Source organism: Bacillus sp. B1-WWTP-T-0.5-Post-4, from assembly GCF_009183795.1.
GTDB classification, from domain to species: Bacteria; Bacillota; Bacilli; order Bacillales; family Bacillaceae_G; genus Bacillus_A; species Bacillus_A cereus.
On record NZ_WEIJ01000008.1, the window covers coordinates 69,313 to 87,281 of the forward strand.

Genomic DNA, 17,969 nt, shown 5'->3' on the forward strand with positions numbered 1-17,969 from the left:
TATTGAGAATGATAATCAATGATTAATAGCTGAGGAGTGAGCACGAATGAATCGAGAAGAATTGTTTGATGTAACCGTGATAGGCGGAGGACCTGCAGGGCTTTATTCAGCTTTTTATAGTGGACTCAGAGAAATGAAAACAAAAATAATAGAATTTCAACCACATTTAGGTGGAAAAATACATGTGTATCCGGAAAAAATGATTTGGGATGTAGGAGGACTATTGCCAGTTACAGGTGATAAGTTAATTGAACAACTTGTACAGCAAGGGTTAACATTTAAGCCAGAAGTTGTATTAGATACAAAAGTAGAATCGATTATTCGTAATCAAGATGGTACTTTTACATTAAAAACAAGTACTGGCGAAGAACACTTTTCAAAAACAGTTATCGTCGCAACAGGAAGTGGTATATTGAAACCGCAAAAGTTATCTATTGAAGGTGCTGAGCGATTTGAAGTATCGAATTTAAATTATACAGTTAAATCTTTAAAGCGTTTCAAAGGTAAAACAGTTATTATTTCCGGTGGAGGCAATTCTGCTGTTGATTGGGCAAATGAATTGGAACCAATTGCGAAAAAAGTGTATGTAACTTATAGAAAAGAAGAATTATCTGGTCATGAAGCACAAGTAAAACAACTTATGAACAGCTCAGCGGAGTGTTTCTTTAATACATCGATTACAAAATTAATTGCTGGTGATAATCATGAAGCAATCGAATATGTAGAATTAACAAATCATGAAACAGGTGAGGTTTCTCATTTACCTATTGATGAAGTTATTATTAATCATGGATATGAACGCGACATTACATTATTAGAAAATAGTGAGTTAGACGTTGCAATTATAGATAATTATTATATTGCAGGTAATGCAAATAGTGAGTCTTCAGTAGATGGATTATATGCTGCTGGAGATATTTTAAAGCACGAAGGGAAACTACACTTAATTGCAGGTGCATTCCAAGATGCGGGAAATGCTGTGAATAAAGCAAAACAATTTATCCAACCAGATGCAAGTGAGTATGGAATGGTTTCTTCTCATAATGAAGTATTTAAGAAGAGAAATCGCGAACTGATTAAGCAGATGATGAAATAATAAGGAACAAGTATACCCCCACGTATTTCTCTATTCAAGTGAATGAGAGATGTACGTGGGGGTTTTCCTGTTTACTATATTTTCTATCATTATAATGACACCGGTTTCATCAGTTCATATGATATGAACATTTTATTGGTAAAGCATCCTAGAAAACAATTTAGCTATGTTTTGCTTACACAGAACATGGCTAAATTACGCTGTCCCTTTAGCGCGTTTATTAGGAAATGGCATATTTAGTATAGAAGCAATATACTGTTTTCCGTGTTTTCGAGCCAATGATTCTAATATTTGACGGATGCGTTTTGTAAGATGACCTTGTTTTTGGATGGCTTCACAATATGCGTCATAGAAGGCATATTTAGCCCAAAGGAAATCATCTTGTTGGAATAAGAAATGATTTTTGTACCATTCACCAATTGTATGATAACAATTGTTTTCATGTATTGCTGTGCTTTGAGAAAGAAAACGATCAGATAAAGATACATTCAAATGAGAAATTGTGTTTTCTGTTTCAACTTGTAGTGTTTTTTCTAACATTGTAATGATGTGACGAGTAGCCATATGTTAACTCTCCTTTGTGTAAATGGGTAATACCATTCTATATTTAAAAAATTCTTACTATATAATACTATACAATATATGGAATGCATCTACCTGCTTTTTGAACTGCATTTACAAAATCTTTTTTATTTGTTTACAAAAATAAAGTAAAGTAAGATACAGTATAGATGAAAAAATAATAAAGGAATGAACGCATTGTATATAACAATAGAAGAGACTGCGGAGTATTTGAATTTACCAAAATCGTATATTGAAGAGTTAATTCAGCAAAAGAAAATTCGTGCGCTATTCGATGGAGAGCAATATTTAGTAAATAAAGAACAATTCAATACGCATTTAGAACAAATGGAGAAATATAAGCAATTAGTGGAAGAAATATTGAACGAACCAATTCCAGAAGATATGGATGTTAAAGACGAAGATTAAACTATGGGAAATCCCTTATGAAGATATGCAGAAATGTATCTTCATAAGGGATTTTTTGTTTGAAGATATCAAAAACATAAGGAGTTCTTAGCCTTTCTTCAAATTTTGATAGGTAGTAGTCTACCATGTTAAAAGCATATTTTTTTCTAGCTAGGACAAACATAGAGAACGTAACCTGTACAGATACATATACTATCAGTGCAAAAGCTTATAAATTAATGGAAGGGGTTTTCTCGTGAGTTTATTTCATTGTGATTTTCTGAAAGACTTAATTGGATCTTTTGTGAGAGTAAACAGGGGTGGTCCAGAATCTCAAAAAGGGACAATAGTCGCTGTATGTTCGGATTACTTTGTATTAAAGAATGAAAAAGGAGAGCTCTATTACTATCAGATTCGTCATCTGAAAAGTATTACAAAAAATGTGAAAGATTGTAAAGCAGATGATTGCAGATGGTTGGAATGTGAATGTGAAGATGACTTTGAAAAGTTACTTCAAAGCTTCAAATATTGCTGGGTGAAAATTAATCGTGGTGGCCCAGAGAAAGTTGAAGGTATTTTACAAGATGTTTCTTGTGAATTTGTGACACTAATTGTAAAAGAAGAAGTTATATTAGTTGCAGTATCTCATATTAAGAGTGTAACAGTACCTTGTAGAGAGAGCGAAGAAAGCGAAAGTGAAAGCGAAAGTGAAAGTAATGATTCAGGTCGAGCTCGCGCACAAAGACAGTCAAGAAGAGGAAGATAATAAGAAAGGAGGATACAAATTTGGAAAGTATATTATGCTGTGAACAAATTAAAGGCTTAGTCGGTGAGACTGTAAAAGTAAATCTTCGTGGACCAGAGAGTCGAGTGGGGGTACTTGTATCGTTAGGAAGAGATTACCTTACATTACAACTTCCTCTTGGTGAATTAGTATATTACCAATTGAAACATGTGAAGAGTCTAGTTAAGAAAGTGAAAGAAAGTAAATGTGGCGATGGCTATGTTTCATGTTTCTGCTCTGATGATGATACTTTCGTCGATGTATTACGTGACTTGAAGTATAAGTGGGTAAAGATTAACCGTGGCGGCCCAGAGTGTGTAGAAGGCCTATTAAGTGAAGTGCATGAAGAATGTATTACGCTAGTAAACGGTGATGAAGTTATTTATATCATTAATTATCATATTAAGAGTGTGAGTCAAGTAGTGAAATGTAAAAAGAATGAAGATGAATAATGTTTAATAAATAAGAGGGGCATTATGAGGGAAAGAGAAGAACAATTTCTTATTTCGATAGTATGAAAAGGAATTACTTACTATTAAGACAGAACATTGCCCTGATTATTTTTTTGAAACGGAAGATAGGAAAGCTGAAATTCATAGGAAGGAGGATATAGATGAATGTGTTAAACAAAAGTATTGGGGAAAATATATATGTTAAATTAATCGGTGAAAAAAGGTTTAAAGGTATATTAATAGACGTAGGAAATGACATTATTGTTCTTTACAATGGACAAGACTATGTATATATATCTTTATATCATGTACAATACTATAAATTTTTAAGACCACATGACGAAGACATACTAAAACCAGATGTTGATTCTGTAATTAAGAGGGAATCCCCTTCAATTTCTTTGAGAAAAGTATTAAGTACTTCTAAAGGGATTTTTACAGAAGTTTATGTAGCAGGAAATGCTCCAATACATGGTTATGTTACAAGTGTGATGAACGACTATATTGTTTTTTATAGTCCGGTTTATAAAACGGTATATATATCTTTAAAGCATTTAAAATGGTTAATTCCGTATAAAGAAAACCAAGTACCGTATGCCCTCAATAAAAATGAACTCCCCGTAAATCCGTTAAATATTACATTAGCTAGAACATTTGAAGAACAGCTTATTAAAATGACTGGGAAAATTATGGTGTTTGATTTAGGTGAGGAGTCCAATAAAATTGGAAAAATGGCGAAAATTGATGAAGGTCATATTGAAATATCAAAAGCACGTGATGCAAAAATGTATGTGAATATTCAACATGTAAAATCCGTCCATTGTCCGTAGATTAGTTGGAAGGGCTGACTTTTTCTTTTATATGCAGAAGAAAAGGTCGAGCCTATTTGTTTTAGTTTAATTTGAAGATGAGGGGAAAATGAATTGAATATAAGCATAGTATAGTGTGATTTTTTAAAAGGTAACTTTGCACTAACTTATAAACATTGTGTACGAGCTATCTTATTATATATTCAATTTATTTTTTGAGGAGGAGCTGCTCAACTAATTTATTAAAGGGGTTTTGTTTGTGGAGCAGTTTCCGAATTCGTTATCAATTACATTGCTTGGTAGTGCTGGTGGAGCAGCAAAAGCAGTTTTAGCAATTTTAAATCAAGCGATAGCAAATGAAAAAGATCCAATTTATGAAGTATTAAAGAATGCTAAATTTCATTTGGTGGATATAAAACAAAAAGATAGGAATTATTACGATGAGTTGTTTTCGAATTTGAAAGATCAATTATATTTATATGAAATAAACCTTCAAAATGTAGTGGAATTTAAAAAACATTTAAAAGAAAAAAGAACGAGTGTTGTGATTGATGTTTCAGGGGCAGATACAATTAGAGTATTAAGCTGCTGTAATGAACTAGGAATTTGTTATATTAATTCAGCCTTGGAAAATGAGGCAGTAGATCAGGACGATAGCTTAATCGGTTTTCAGCTTACGGAAAGATATACAAGGTTTGAGAAGGAGAAAGAGAAATTTACAAATACAAAAGCGATTATAGGTTCAGGTATGAATCCAGGTGTTGTTCAATGGATGGTTGTTGAGCTTATGAAGGAACGACCAAATGAAAGGCCAAGAGCATGTTATATTGTAGAACATGACACATCATTTTTGAATGATACAGCACTTATAAAGCCACATACACTTTATGCTTCATGGGCAGTAGAGCGATTTTTAGATGAAGCGATCTGGAGTTATCCGATGTATATGAGTCATCATCGTCCTCTTTACTTTTATGAAGATGTATATTCTTCAGAGTATAAAGTGAAGTTAGGAGAAAAAGAATTCTATGGTTGTTTAATGCCACATGAGGAAGTATTAATTTTAGGGAAAAACTTCAATATGGAAGTTGGTTTTCTTTATCGAATTAATGAGTATACAACAAATATAATTAGACAGAACTTAGATCAAGTAGAAGATTTATGGAACTGGAATCGTAAAGTGTTTAATCCAGCGGAAGAAGAGGTTGCTGGAGAGGACTTGGTCGGTGTGTTACTCGTTTATGAAAATAGTGAGGCATATATGTATAATGTGATGAATAGTAGCCAAGTTTTTCGTAAATATAAAACGAATGCAACGTATTTTCAGGTAGGGTGCGGGATTTATGCGGGCTTGTCCAGTTTACTTTTAGATCAATTTGAACAAGGTGCTTATTACGTCGAGGAGTTGTTATTAAATACAGAAAGTAAGTACGGTGAGTATTTAAATTTATATATGAAGGATTTTGTAATGGGGCATAATAATTTTACGGATGGATTGTTACATGACAGGGTAAGATGGATGTAAGTTGTTACCAAAAGGAAGGAGAGATCTCCTTCCTTTCAGTATTATAAGGTTAAATATTGCCCTGAAAGCAATTTCATACTTATACTTTAAGGAGATAACAATGAAAGTTTTTTGTATCGATCAAGGGGAGTTTTTATATGAATAAATACAAGAGCTTGATTTATGAAGAAAGAAGAGCCTTAAAGGTATTTATATTATTATTTTATATTATATTCTTTTTATATGACGCTATATATTATTTTGTATATCCTGCTATGAATATTAGTGGAACAGCGGTAGGGTGGCCAGAAGGTGGTCTTGGGGTAGGTGTGCCTATATTTGTAATAGCATTATTTCCTATTTCTATATATCTTCAAAAAAGAGGGTATGTATATTCTGTAAAATATTTATTTTTATTTGGGTACATGTTTATCAATCTTGTGAATAATTTAATGATTTATTTGCGAACGGATAGACCTTTTGAACATGGCAGTATGGTAGAAATGTTATTAATTTTATTTGCCCCAGTTTTCGTGAATAAAAAATACTTTTATTTAGTGTCCTTTAGTGTAATTGGAAAGTACGTATTTTTCACATTGCTATTACAAGATTTAAAAGTGATAATTCCACTTGTTTTATGTGTATTTTATTTCATTATTTCACATTCTTTATTAAAACGATTTCAATCTTATGTAAGAACAGTGGTTGAAATGATGAACAATATGAAAGAGACGGAAAATTTAGCTGTGATTGGGACTATGTCTACAACAATTGCCCATGAAATTCGAAATCCGTTAACAGCGTTAAAAGGGTTTACGCAAATGCAAAAAGAAAGAAACCCAACTGATACGATGAGCTACGACATTATGCTACAAGAAATTGAAAGAGTCAATGGATTTGTTAGTGAATTGATGTTGTTAGGAAAACCAAAGCCAACAAATTATGAAAGGTGTAATATACGAGACATCCTTCTATATGTTGTGCATCTAATGGAAAGTTATGCAACGCAATATAGAGTTAAATGTCATTTACAAGTAGATGGGAATTTACCGGCTATAAACGGTGATGATAAGCAATTAAAACAAGTGTTATTAAATATCATTAAAAATGGAATAGAATCAATGCCAGAGGGTGGAGAAATTCATATCCGTGCATATCAAAAAACGCAAGGACATTTGTGTATTTCTGTTGAAGACCAAGGATTTGGTATAGAGAATGAGAAGTTAGAAAAAATCGGCAAGGCGTTTTACACAACAAAGGAGACTGGTACAGGACTTGGATTAATGATTACATATAAAATTATTAAGGAACATCAAGGGAGTATCACGATCCAAAGTAGTGTAGGAGTAGGAACGAAAGTAGAAATTTTTTTGCCTACCTTTTAATGTATTGGGAGAAAAGATTTTTCAGAAAAGCGTTCTTGTTGTGTAAATATAAACATTTTATAAAATGTTTCAAGAAGGGTTTTTTTTATAAAATACTTCGTTTATAATGGAGGAAAATATCGACATGAGATTGATTGCTCATGTAGCGGTTCAGTAGTGTTATGAAAAGATAAGAAGGGGTGCACACGCATCCTTTTTTCTATGCAGATATTATGAAAGAGGTGGTATGATGGAATTAACATTAAATTCGACTGTATGTTTACACACGATTCAATTTCGAAAAGAGCAAAAGAATTATATTGTAAAAGATACAATTACAGGAGAAAAATATGAAATGCCGCCACTTTGGATTGATGCATTGGCAATGATGCGTGACGGTTTTTTATTGGGGGAAATTGAGGAGAAATTAAAAGAAGAGTATCCATCCGAAGAAGTGAATATGTTAGCATTCACGAGGCAACTGTTAGAACTAGAACTTGTTGAAATGGTAGATGGAGAAGAGATAGCTTGCACAAAGAAGAAAGAGATAGATTGTTTAGCTTGGGTGCGTCCTCGTGTGGAACAATTCTTTCTTAATTTAAATAGAAAATATAGAAGCAAAGACCAGTAGTGGCCTTTGCTTTTTTTATAGGCTGTGTTTAAAAAATAATAGCAAATGCTCTTGCGAAAGCACCGTCACTATTTTTAATTTTTAAAGGTGCTGCTGAGAAAAAGAAACGTTTTGCTTCGATAGCATCTAGATTTGTTAAGTTTTCAATTAAGTAAATATCATTCCCTAGTAATATGTGATGAATCGGTGATGTTTCTGTTGTGACTTCATCAGGAGAAATGAAATCTAAACCGATAGATTTTACTTTTAATCGCACTAGTTCTTTAGCTAATTCTTCAGAAAGATAAAATGCTTCCTTCTCATAAGCTTCTGTATTCCATTTTGTGGATAGATTAGAATGAAAAATAACAATATCTCCTTCTTTTATATCAGCATCGTGCAGTACTTCTTTAGGTAGTTTTCGTTCTTGTACATGAGTTACATCAATAAGAACAGCTTCACCTACAAATTGATCCAGCGGTAATTGATCGATGGTCGTTGCGCCTGAAATAAAATGCGCAGGAGCATCACAATGCGTGCCAACATGAACGACAGAATGAAAATCTGTAACTTGATATCCTGATTCTTCAACACTTGTAACAGCTTCTAGTTGTATTTTAGGTGTTCCAGGAAATTGAGACATATTATTTTCAAATGTTTGTGATAAATCAATTACTTTCATTTTACATACCTCCAATATATGTTTTTCAAATAATAAAAAGCTCATCCTTCAGTATCAAGAAAGATGAGCTTTACATGCTAGTTGAGTTTTATCTTCCAAAATGCATTGCATTTTGCAGGAATTAGCACCTATTCAGTTTGTATAAACTGAGGTTGCTGGGCTTCAAAGGGCCGGTCCCTCTGCCTCTCTTGATAAAGAAGTATTCAGTTTTTAAAATCGGAATTTTCCGATAGTTAAATTGTAATTCATTTCCTTTTTGCGTGCAATACAAAATAGGTATTCACCCAAATAAAGCTGCTCGCATATTGTAGCTTATGTAAATAGAATGCTGCGAAGGAGTGAGTGCAGTGACAGGAAATGTATTAAATTATTATGCTGGTGGTAATACAGCTAGGGGATTTCACAATTTATACGAAGAGAATTTAAAAGGATTAGACAGATTATTTATCTTAAAGGGGGGCCCAGGAACGGGAAAATCTTCTTTAATAAAGGCAATAGGTCGTGAATGGATTGAAAAAGGATATGATATTGAATTTTTACATTGTTCTTCTGATAATAAATCGGTTGATGGTGTAATTATCCCACAATTAAAAGTAGGAATTGTTGATGGGACATCGCCGCATGTTATTGAGCCAAAAATGCCAGGAGTTGTTGAAGAGTATATAAATTTAGGAATTGCTTGGGACTCAGATAAACTAAGAAAGCAGAAGTTAGAAATTGAAAGATTTGTTTCAGAAGCAAGCAAAGCTTTTCAGTCTGCTTACGCACGTTTTAAAGAGGCATTGGTTATACATGATGAGTGGGAGAAGATATATATTGATAATATAGATTTTAATAAAGCAAATGAACTAACCAATCAGCTAATCCAGAAATTATTTGCAGATAAAAGCGGGAGACAATCGCTTGTAAAACATCGTTTTTTAGGAGCTGCTACACCGAAAGGAGCAGTTGATTTTGTTCCTAATTTAACAGAAGGGTTACCACATCGTTATTTTATAAAAGGGCGCCCAGGCTCTGGAAAATCAACGATGCTCAAAAAGTTAGCTAAGGCAGCTGAAGAAAAAGGGTTTGAAGTTGAAGTATATCATTGCGGATTTGACCCGAATAGTCTTGATATGGTTATCGTAAGAGAATTAGGTTTTGCAATTTTTGATAGCACCGCACCACATGAATATTTTCCAAGTCGCGAGGGTGATGAAATTATTGATATGTATGCCCTTATTGTTACGCCAGGGACGGATGAGAAATATGCGAAGGAAATTCGTGATGTTTCCATTCAATATAAAGCAAAAATGAATGAGGCGATGTCTTTCTTAGCGAAAGCAAAATCGATTCGTGATAAATTAGAACGAATTTATATTGCTGCTATGGATTTTTCAATAGTAGATGCATATAAAGAGGAGATTCAAAAAGAGTTTGAACGAATTGCTGCTACTGTAATTGAAAAGCAACAATAGACGTTTCATTAGGCTGTCAGTAATTTCTGACAGTTTTTTTAGTATGTAGTAAAATTAATAGTGTATTGTCGAATTTCCAGGGAAATAATCAAAAAATGGAGATGTTATGAAATGAGAGAGAAAATCGAGTTGGAGTTAGAAAGAATTGAAAAAGAGAATGATGTAAAAATTTTATTTGCGGTGGAATCAGGGAGTCGTGCTTGGGGGTTTCCATCGAAAGATAGCGATTATGATGTTAGGTTTGTTTATATACATCCGGTAGAATGGTATTTATCAATTCATGACAAACGAGATGTAATTGAATATCCAATTAGTGATGATTTAGATATAAGTGGTTGGGATATTAAAAAGGCGTTGCAACTATTCGCGAAGTCGAATCCTGCTTTACTTGAGTGGATTCGATCACCAATTTTTTATTCGAAAAACTCTAATTTTCCAGAACTACTTCAACAGATGAGTGAGAAGAATTTTGATCCAAAAGCAACGATATATCATTATTTACATATGGCGTCGAAAAATTATCGTGAATTTTTGCAAGGTGAGAATGTAAAGCTGAAAAAGTACTTTTATGTATTACGTCCCATTTTAGCTTGTAAGTGGCTAGAAGAGAAAACGACTTTACCTCCTGTAGAGTTTGACCGATTAATTACAGAATTATCATTAGAACGTAGCGTATTAGATGAAATTGAAAAGTTGTTAATAAAGAAAAAAGCAGGTACTGAATTAGATGTTGGATTGAAAATTAAGGTGCTAAATCAATTTTTAGAAGAACAAATTCATTACTATGGGCAATATGTAAAAGGAATTGAAAAGGGATCAGGAATCGATATTGAGAGTTTAAATACATTGTTTCGAGATATGTTGTTTGAAGCATATGAAAAAGAGCACAAGTAAGTTTGTGCTCTTTTTATTTTGTAGGAATGAAGAAAACAGATATAGCTGCGATAAGACCTGCAAAGGAGAATAAGTAAAAATTCCATGCTAAGTCATATTGCATTGTCATAATAATACCGACGAGAATTGGGCCAGCAATTGCACCAACTCGGCCAAGCCCCAGTCCCCAGCCTAAGGAGGTAGCTCGGATATGTGATGGGAAGTATTGTGTTACATATGCATTTAATATTTGAGTAATACCGACTGATCCAATACCAGCAAGGCCAATTAAAAGATAAATGATTGTAACAGATGGTTTGATTGTTAATAGTCCGATACATATGGCTGCCATAAGATAAGAGATGCTAATAACAATTTTTGCTCCTATACGATCAGCAATTGCTCCAGCGAATAATGCGCCGATAGCTGCGGTAATATTTAGCATAAGTAGAAAAGACAGACTAGATCCAAGAGGATATCCCGCCTGGCGCATCATCTGTGGTAACCAAGTGTTTAAACCATATATTAAAAACATTCCCATTATATAAGTGATCCAAAAAAGTAGTGTTGCTTTTATATATTCTTTTGAGAATAAAGTGAAAAATCCATTTTTCTTTCGTATAGTAGATGGAGCTTGATGAGTTTTATTTTTTATATGAAATTCAATTTGAAAACGATTAAGAATTTGGTTCACTTCTTCTTGGCGATTACGTGATAATAAAAATTGAATGGACTCGGGTAAATAGCGAATAATGAAAGGAATGAGGAGTAGTGGAATCATTCCGATACCAAACATAATTCTCCATCCGAAATCTTCTAACATAAGCATGGACAAAATAGCACCTAACACGATACCTAAAGGATAGCCAGTAAACATAAGAGCATAAATAAAAGATTGCCTTTTTTTGGGTGAATATTCAACAGTGAGTGCTGAAGCCGTAGGGATAACACCGCCTAATCCGATTCCTCCTATAAATCGAGATAATCCAAATAACTCAGGAGAAGGAGCGATAGCCGCTAAACCCATTGTGATAGAAAAAAGTGCTAAACAGCATATAAGCGTCCATTTACGCCCAATTAGATCTGTAATCGTTCCAACTAGAATAGCTCCAATAAACATCCCAAATAAAGCATAGCTTGCAATTGTACCAGCATGCGCTGGTGATAGCGCCCAGCTTTTGTCTTCTAGGAGCTTTGGTAGAACGGCACCGTAAATACCTAAATCATATCCATCAGCTAAAATGGCTAGCCAACAAATAAAAACAACAAGTTTTGTAATAGAGCTTGGAAAGATAGTTTCTGTAGATTCTAGATGAGGTGGAGCTGAAGGTTGCATAATATTCACCCCTTTTAATTTGTAGATGAATATATTATTTTATTTAATGTTAATATTTTCCTCCTTGTGTCGAATTTTATCTGAAAAGGGTTTATAACAAATAAAGAAGTTCAACAGTAATTTTGTTGAACTTCTTTATTTGTTTACTCATTATCAACTCGTTTTAACGGTTGATCTGCTGGGCCTTCAAGAACGTCTCCCTCAATTGAAAAACGAGAACCATGGCAAGGGCAATCCCAAGTACAATCACCATTATTCCATTCAACTTCACAGCCGAGATGTGTACAAGTTGTATCGACGATATGTAATTTTCCTTCTTTGTCCTTATAAGCACCTGCTCGTTTACCGTTAACATGTACGACAGATCCTTCACCAACTTCGAGATCTTCTGGCTTACGTAATGCGGTTTCAATCTTTCCTGCAATTAAATGTTTCGCAACATCAATGTTTTGGGAGAGGAACGTTTTTATATCTGGATTTGCATGGAAGCGTGATGGTGCATACAGTTCTTTATAGGGACTGTGAACTTTTAGGATGGAGTCCTTCAGTAGGTGAGCGGCAGCAGTTCCAGTTGTCATTCCCCATTTGCGATATCCAGTTGCAACAAATATATTTGGATTTCTTTCGTTAATATGTCCGATATAAGGAAGCTTATCTAGAGTGATTAAATCTTGTGCTGACCATCTATAAGGAACTTCGTCTATTCCAAAAGTTGCTTCAGCAAAAGAATAGAGTGCTTCATAATGAAGCATCGTATTTATTCCTTGTCCTGTTTTATGACTCTCTCCGCCAATCAAAATTAATTTTTCTCCATTGTTTGTTATATAGCGTAAGGAGCGCTTTGGATCATCAATACTTAAATACATGCCACCTGGATAATCTGTTTTTGCTTTTATTGCAAGAGCGTAGGAGCGTTCTGCGTACATTCGCGTAAAGAAAAAGCTATTCGCATCATAAAAAGGAAAATGTGAACAAGAGACGACATATTCACAAGTGATATGATGGCCCTCTTTTGTAATTATTTGTGGATAATCTTCCTTTTCCACATCCATAGCTGTTGTTTGTTCGTAGAGCTTTCCGCCCATCTCCACAAACTTTTCTAAAAGTGTTTTTAAATAAAGAAGGGGATGGAATTGTGCTTGATTTTTCATTACAAGTGCAGATTGTACTGGAATAGGAATCGATAGAGATTGAACATAGTCACAAGGTATATTTAATTTTTGATAAGCTTCATATTCTTTCGTTAAATTTCTTAATCCGTTATCGGTAGTTGTATATAAATATGAATCTTCATTTGAGAAATTACAGTCGATTTTATATGTTTGAACAGTTTCATTTATGAATTGTAGAGCCTGATTATTTGATTCATAGTAAAGCCCGGCCTTTTCTACACCGAAATGATTTATTAATTCATCATAAATAAGATCATGTTGTGCTGTTACTTTCGCTGTTGTATGCCCAGTTGTTCCATTTAAAATACGACCAGAATCAATTAAAACAACATCGATGCCTTCTTTTGCAAGTAAATAGGCGGTAGTAATACCTGTAATACCAGCACCGATAATAGCAACTTTCGTCTTTATATTTTCGGATAAACGAGGGAAAGTAGGAAACTGAGTAGATTCAATCCAATAAGATAGCGGCAGTTGTGGAAATGTATCACTTGTCATTGCGGAAACCTCCTGATTTTAGAACAATTTTCCTTTTAATATTTCCATATTATATGAAATTCATGTGTGTTGTTTTAGAAGTAGTCTATTTTTATTAAAAGAGGTTATAAATTATTTTAATATAATTAATTAGATGGGGCATTATGAAGTGGTAGGATTTATATAAAACTAAATTCAAGGGATTCTGTTTGTTGATTACATAGGGAGTTATTGAATGAGATAGAGTCTATGGCGTTTAAGAAAATGTCTATATATAGTGGGTAAATCCTTATGGAATCTATACATTTTCTTTAGTGAAATAAAGTATGATTATAAAAATATAACCACCTTTTATTACTAGGTCATAAAAGGTGTTGACAATATAGAAATTCTATTGTTATGATTCATCATGTGGAAAGGTTGATAGAGAGTAAAAAGAGAAATGTTTTTCATTGATAATAAAAGCGAAAAATAAGTGACGATAGAGTGAGTATATTTTCCTTATAATAGATGCTTTTTGGATCATCTAGTAAAATCAATCTGGAAGCAAGAATTGATATATGTAAGTTGCGCAAGGCGCGGCATAAGAAAGGAGCAAAAGGATGAAGGAGCTTCATACGTTTGGGTGGTATGCAGCACGTGTATCACCACATTTGCCGAAAAAAGCATTTAAACCAGTGCCTACTCGTTTATTTGGTGGACTGGCTTATTTGCTTGTGGCATTGGCGGGGTTAATATCGATTGGTGTATTTGAATTGAATGTGTGGGCGAATCTAGGAATTGCGATTGTTCTTGGATTATGTTTTGCTTCACTAGGATTTTTAGGGCATGAAATTTTACATGGAACTGTTGTAAGAAAGGCATGGCTTCGTGACTTCTTAGGCGCGATTGCATTTATGCCATTATCAACAGGGCCAAAGCTTTGGAGAAAGTGGCATAATGCAACGCATCATGTTCATACACAGCATGAAGAGAATGATCCAGATGCATGGCCGACACTTGAGAAACTTAAGAAGAGTAAGTTTTTGAGTTGGGTATATCGTATGCCTTTACATGTACGTTCATTCTTTAGTTTTCTGTCACTAACAATTCAATTTACATTGCATTCGACTCGAATGTTCTTTCATTTTATAAAAGAGTTCAAGTCATCCAATCAAAAATCTGTATGGCTTCAACTTCTTTTGCCTTGGACAGTTTGGATTAGTTTATTGTTTATTATGGGACCTGGAAAATGGTTATTTGCATATGTCATTCCGTTGTTAATTGCTAACTTTATTGTAATGGCATATATCGCAACAAATCACCGCTTAAATCCAATTGTTCCAGTAAATGATCCGTTAGCAAACTGTTTGTCAGTAACAGTGCCGCGCTGGGTAGACGTTTTACATTTCAATTTCTCATATCATACAGAACATCATCTGTTTCCTGCTATGAGTTCTAAATACTATCCGTTAGTAAAAGAGAAGATTAAAGAAATGTGGCCGGAACGCTATCATGAGATGCCGATGACAAAAGCTTTGGCAGCGCTATGGAATACACCACGTGTGTATTATCAAGGAAGTGAATTAGTGGATCCGCATAGAGAGCATTTCTATGGTTCTTTAGGAAATGGACTAGATCCTCATAATATTTCATATCGTGAGGAACATATAGAAGAAGAAAAGAGTATTAAAAAAGTAAATCAGTAAAAATTAATATATTTTTGCAATGAAAAAGCAAGCCATCTCAGGCTTGCTTTTTCTTATAAAGAAACTTCCTTTTTGTTCCTTTTATGGACTTGGACGGAGTTAGTTTCTTTTCGTTGTAGTCGTTTTTCTAAAAGATTAACAAAATAAGTAAATAGAAGAACAAGTATGAGATAGTATGCACCAACGATTATGTAAGTATCTAATTGTTGGAAATTACCTGCTGCAATTGATAAACCTGAACCCCATAATTCGGACATTCCTACATAAGCAACAAGTGAAGAATCTTTTAATCCGATAATAAATTGGTTTCCTAGAGGAGGAAGAGACAGACGAAATGCTTGTGGTAATATAATTCGTCGCATAGCTAAAGGATAAGGCATGCCTAAAGAGCGAGCTGCTTCTAATTGTCCCCGGTCAACGGATTGAATAGATCCACGGAAAATTTCCGTAATATATGCTCCGTTATGAATTGCTAAAGCGATTGCACCTGCCCAAAAAGGGGTGAAAACAACAACGGATGTAATTCCAAAATATAGAATGGCAATTTGAACAATTAAAGGTGTACCACGAATAATAGCAATGTAGACATGAGCGATACTATTTAAAACTTTATTGTTAGAGATTCGAAAGAAAGCGAATAATAATCCAATTAATGAACCGAGTACTAGGGAAGTTAATGTTAATTGTAATGTGACAATAGTAGCCTTTAAGAGTGTGGGATAGGAAGAGATAAAAATTTCAAACATGCGTTTCACCTCATATTGTATAGATTTTAGTAGAGAATGAAATGCCCCACATAAAATGAACATTTAATCAGTGGGGCATTGTTTATGAATCTTTTGAATGGCTAACTTACTTCGTTTTTTCCTCTTCACCGAGAATATTACGCCCGAACCATTTTTTACTGATCTTTTCATACGTACCATCTTTAATGATTTCATCTAACGCTTTATTTACTTTCTCAACCATTTCTTTATCATCTTTGCGAATAGCAATTCCCATTTCATCAAGATTTAATGGTTTTCCGGCTTCTTTTATCTTCGATTTTCCTTCTTTTATCATACGTAGACCAACCATTTGATCCGTAATTACTGCGTCAACACGCCCAGGCTCTAAATCCATAAGAGCAGTAATATCGCTGTCATATTCTGTGATTTGATCTGTATATTTTGCAACAAGATTTTTAAAGGTACTAGCTTTTACAACACCAATTTTCTTACCTTTTAAATCTTCTGGAGAAGAGATAGCGTTATTCTTTTTAGCTACAAAAATTTGGGCGCCAGAGCGATAGTACGGATTTGAGAAACTAACAGCTTTTAAGCGCTCCTCTGTAATTGCCATACTACCCAGTATTACATCATATTTCTTCGCTTGAAGACCTTGAATCAGCGTTTCCCATGGGTTTGTAACTGGCGTAGCCTTCATGTTCATCTTTTTAGCAAGAGCTTCACCGATTTCTACATCAAAACCGACAAGTTTGCCGTCATTTTCTTTATAGTTAAAAGGTTTGTATAATCCACTCATCGCATAGCGAAATTCTTTTTCACCATTTGATGAAGTAGTAGAGCTTTCTTTGCTACAAGCTCCTAGTATGAAGGATGTACATAGTGTAATGCCCGCAACAATGGTTAATAGTTTTCTTTTCATAAAACCCCTCCTATATATTGATCATACGGATGGTTTTTCAGTATGTTATTGAAATATTTTATTTGGATGATTAGTTGTGCACCGTATGAATGTATTCCTTTTCGTTTGAAACAAAAGTTACATTATAAAACGTTGCGTAAAAATTGTTTTGCCCGTTCATGTGATGGAGCTGAAAAGAATTGTGCTGGCGGAGCATCTTCTACAATCTTTCCATCATCCATAAAGATGACGCGATCAGCTACATCTCTTGCGAAATTCATTTCATGAGTAACAATAACCATTGTCATCCCTTCTTCAGCAAGTTCTTTCATAACTTGCAATACTTCTCCAACAAGTTCAGGGTCTAAAGCTGAGGTAGGCTCATCAAACAGCATAATCTTAGGGCTCATTGCAAGAGCTCGTGCAATGGCAATGCGCTGTTTTTGACCACCTGAAAGAAGATGAGGAGTTACATCCGCTTTATCTTGAAGGCCGACTTTTTGGAGAAGTTGATTTCCAATATCCTGTGCATTTGCTTTCTCTAATTTTTTTACGTGAATAGGTGCTTCTATGATGTTTTCTAGTGAGGTCATATGAGGAAAGAGGTTAAAGTGCTGAAAAACCATACCGACATTTTCACGGACTTTATTTAAATTTGAATGCTTTGGATCAATTCGCTCACCTTGTAAGTGAATTTCGCCTTCATCGTACATTTCTAAAAAGTTAAGACAGCGAAGTAATGTACTTTTACCAGAACCACTGGCACCAATTAAAACAACAACTTCTTTTTCTTTTACTTCTAAATCAATTCCTTTTAACACATCAAGTGAACCGAATGATTTTACTAGATTTCGAACTTGAATCATACAAAACCCCCAGTTAAAAATATATTTTACAAATGTTGCCCCGTATTTCTGTTATTAGTCATAAATTGTCAGAATCCTTTATTTTTTTCGTGCAATTTGATATTCAAAGAAATAATGATTTTTAAAATCTCTATATCCTTCTATGATGAAAATATGGATAATAATATATAGGTAGTATTTATATTGCTTATAAAAAGGGGGAAA

The 17,969-nt window shown here is 34.0% G+C and carries 18 protein-coding genes and 1 riboswitch; of the genes, 11 read left to right on the top strand and 7 right to left on the bottom strand.

Annotated elements, in window-relative coordinates; genetic code table 11:
* The first annotated feature begins 46 nt into the window (after positions 1-46).
* Positions 47-1,096 carry an NAD(P)/FAD-dependent oxidoreductase gene (locus GBN91_RS22170; protein ID WP_001078268.1) on the top strand — a complete coding sequence of 350 codons (1,050 nt, stop codon included), beginning with the start codon at positions 47-49 and terminating at the stop codon, positions 1,094-1,096.
* Positions 1,097-1,291: 195 nt separating this feature from the next.
* Here GBN91_RS22170 and GBN91_RS22180 read toward each other — a convergent pair whose 3' ends face one another.
* The gene (locus GBN91_RS22180) at positions 1,292-1,660 is read right to left on the bottom strand and encodes a hypothetical protein (RefSeq protein WP_152122348.1); all 369 of its coding nucleotides are present in this window, start codon (positions 1,658-1,660) and stop codon (positions 1,292-1,294) included.
* A 186-nt stretch (positions 1,661-1,846) separates the two neighbouring features.
* Here GBN91_RS22180 and GBN91_RS22185 point away from each other — a divergent pair, with 186 nt between their 5' ends.
* From GBN91_RS22185 to GBN91_RS22215, 7 genes are all read left to right on the top strand, one after another.
* The gene (locus GBN91_RS22185; RefSeq protein ID WP_002025240.1) at positions 1,847-2,086 is read left to right on the top strand and encodes a helix-turn-helix domain-containing protein; all 240 of its coding nucleotides are present in this window, start codon (positions 1,847-1,849) and stop codon (positions 2,084-2,086) included.
* Between the two features lie 235 nt (positions 2,087-2,321).
* Positions 2,322-2,831, top strand: a complete 510-nt coding sequence (locus GBN91_RS22190; protein ID WP_000051536.1) for a hypothetical protein — start codon at positions 2,322-2,324, stop codon at positions 2,829-2,831.
* Between the two features lie 20 nt (positions 2,832-2,851).
* On the top strand, positions 2,852-3,301 hold the full coding sequence (locus GBN91_RS22195; RefSeq protein ID WP_000443836.1) for a hypothetical protein: 450 nt from the start codon (positions 2,852-2,854) through the stop codon (positions 3,299-3,301).
* Between the two features lie 161 nt (positions 3,302-3,462).
* Positions 3,463-4,131, top strand: a complete 669-nt coding sequence (locus GBN91_RS22200; RefSeq protein ID WP_152122350.1) for an LSm family protein — start codon at positions 3,463-3,465, stop codon at positions 4,129-4,131.
* Positions 4,132-4,369: 238 nt separating this feature from the next.
* Positions 4,370-5,635 carry a hypothetical protein gene (locus GBN91_RS22205; protein WP_000434715.1) on the top strand — a complete coding sequence of 422 codons (1,266 nt, stop codon included), beginning with the start codon at positions 4,370-4,372 and terminating at the stop codon, positions 5,633-5,635.
* Between the two features lie 137 nt (positions 5,636-5,772).
* On the top strand, positions 5,773-6,999 hold the full coding sequence (locus GBN91_RS22210) for an ATP-binding protein (protein ID WP_001046095.1): 1,227 nt from the start codon (positions 5,773-5,775) through the stop codon (positions 6,997-6,999).
* Positions 7,000-7,228: 229 nt separating this feature from the next.
* On the top strand, positions 7,229-7,609 hold the full coding sequence (locus GBN91_RS22215) for a hypothetical protein (RefSeq protein WP_000424116.1): 381 nt from the start codon (positions 7,229-7,231) through the stop codon (positions 7,607-7,609).
* Positions 7,610-7,637: 28 nt separating this feature from the next.
* On the opposite strand, the gene GBN91_RS22220 is transcribed toward GBN91_RS22215, so the two are convergent.
* Entirely contained in the window at positions 7,638-8,270 is a 633-nt protein-coding gene (locus GBN91_RS22220; protein ID WP_152122352.1) for a cyclase family protein, read from the bottom strand.
* An 85-nt stretch (positions 8,271-8,355) separates the two neighbouring features.
* A riboswitch (SAM riboswitch) is annotated at positions 8,356-8,468 on the bottom strand.
* Between the two features lie 149 nt (positions 8,469-8,617).
* Between GBN91_RS22220 and GBN91_RS22225 the strand changes: the two genes are divergently transcribed.
* Positions 8,618-9,727 (top strand): PRK06851 family protein, encoded by a 1,110-nt coding sequence (locus GBN91_RS22225; RefSeq protein WP_006926177.1) that lies wholly within the window; start codon positions 8,618-8,620, stop codon positions 9,725-9,727.
* A gap of 111 nt (positions 9,728-9,838) precedes the next feature.
* Complete coding sequence (locus tag GBN91_RS22230) at positions 9,839-10,621, top strand: nucleotidyltransferase domain-containing protein (protein WP_065224784.1); 783 nt, start codon at positions 9,839-9,841, stop codon at positions 10,619-10,621.
* 13 nt (positions 10,622-10,634) lie between these two features.
* On the opposite strand, the gene GBN91_RS22235 is transcribed toward GBN91_RS22230, so the two are convergent.
* On the bottom strand, positions 10,635-11,936 hold the full coding sequence (locus GBN91_RS22235; protein WP_025710042.1) for an MFS transporter: 1,302 nt from the start codon (positions 11,934-11,936) through the stop codon (positions 10,635-10,637).
* Positions 11,937-12,079: 143 nt separating this feature from the next.
* Positions 12,080-13,606 (bottom strand): FAD-dependent oxidoreductase, encoded by a 1,527-nt coding sequence (locus tag GBN91_RS22240; protein WP_152122354.1) that lies wholly within the window; start codon positions 13,604-13,606, stop codon positions 12,080-12,082.
* A 581-nt stretch (positions 13,607-14,187) separates the two neighbouring features.
* Here GBN91_RS22240 and desB point away from each other — a divergent pair.
* Complete coding sequence (desB, locus tag GBN91_RS22245; protein ID WP_000661226.1) at positions 14,188-15,273, top strand: Delta(10) desaturase DesB; 1,086 nt, start codon at positions 14,188-14,190, stop codon at positions 15,271-15,273.
* 53 nt (positions 15,274-15,326) lie between these two features.
* Here the strand turns inward: desB and GBN91_RS22250 are convergent, their stop codons facing one another.
* The 3 genes from GBN91_RS22250 to GBN91_RS22260 all read right to left on the bottom strand — a co-directional run bounded on the left by GBN91_RS22250 (position 15,327) and on the right by GBN91_RS22260 (position 17,765).
* Positions 15,327-16,082 (bottom strand): amino acid ABC transporter permease, encoded by a 756-nt coding sequence (locus GBN91_RS22250; protein ID WP_002025246.1) that lies wholly within the window; start codon positions 16,080-16,082, stop codon positions 15,327-15,329.
* 43 nt (positions 16,083-16,125) lie between these two features.
* Positions 16,126-16,920: an ABC transporter substrate-binding protein gene (locus tag GBN91_RS22255; protein ID WP_152122356.1), complete on the bottom strand. Its 795-nt coding sequence runs from the start codon at positions 16,918-16,920 to the stop codon at positions 16,126-16,128.
* Between the two features lie 122 nt (positions 16,921-17,042).
* Positions 17,043-17,765, bottom strand: a complete 723-nt coding sequence (locus GBN91_RS22260; protein ID WP_144597005.1) for an amino acid ABC transporter ATP-binding protein — start codon at positions 17,763-17,765, stop codon at positions 17,043-17,045.
* Positions 17,766-17,969: the final 204 nt, after the last annotated feature.

Bases quoted from the DNA above. Each gene is read 5' to 3' on its own strand.
- GBN91_RS22200 (WP_152122350.1), top strand. From the start codon at position 3,463: ATGAATGTGTTAAACAAAAGTATTGGGGAAAATATATATGTTAAATTA.
- desB (WP_000661226.1), top strand. From the start codon at position 14,188: ATGAAGGAGCTTCATACGTTTGGGTGGTATGCAGCACGTGTATCACCA.
- GBN91_RS22180 (WP_152122348.1), bottom strand. From the start codon at position 1,660: ATGGCTACTCGTCACATCATTACAATGTTAGAAAAAACACTACAAGTT.
- GBN91_RS22210 (WP_001046095.1), top strand. From the start codon at position 5,773: ATGAATAAATACAAGAGCTTGATTTATGAAGAAAGAAGAGCCTTAAAG.
- GBN91_RS22250 (WP_002025246.1), bottom strand. From the start codon at position 16,082: ATGTTCATTTTATGTGGGGCATTTCATTCTCTACTAAAATCTATACAA.
- GBN91_RS22170 (WP_001078268.1), top strand. From the start codon at position 47: ATGAATCGAGAAGAATTGTTTGATGTAACCGTGATAGGCGGAGGACCT.
- GBN91_RS22215 (WP_000424116.1), top strand. From the start codon at position 7,229: ATGGAATTAACATTAAATTCGACTGTATGTTTACACACGATTCAATTT.
- GBN91_RS22235 (WP_025710042.1), bottom strand. From the start codon at position 11,936: ATGCAACCTTCAGCTCCACCTCATCTAGAATCTACAGAAACTATCTTT.
- GBN91_RS22185 (WP_002025240.1), top strand. From the start codon at position 1,847: ATGAACGCATTGTATATAACAATAGAAGAGACTGCGGAGTATTTGAAT.
- GBN91_RS22230 (WP_065224784.1), top strand. From the start codon at position 9,839: ATGAGAGAGAAAATCGAGTTGGAGTTAGAAAGAATTGAAAAAGAGAAT.
- GBN91_RS22240 (WP_152122354.1), bottom strand. From the start codon at position 13,606: ATGACAAGTGATACATTTCCACAACTGCCGCTATCTTATTGGATTGAA.
- GBN91_RS22220 (WP_152122352.1), bottom strand. From the start codon at position 8,270: ATGAAAGTAATTGATTTATCACAAACATTTGAAAATAATATGTCTCAA.
- GBN91_RS22260 (WP_144597005.1), bottom strand. From the start codon at position 17,765: ATGATTCAAGTTCGAAATCTAGTAAAATCATTCGGTTCACTTGATGTG.
- GBN91_RS22255 (WP_152122356.1), bottom strand. From the start codon at position 16,920: ATGAAAAGAAAACTATTAACCATTGTTGCGGGCATTACACTATGTACA.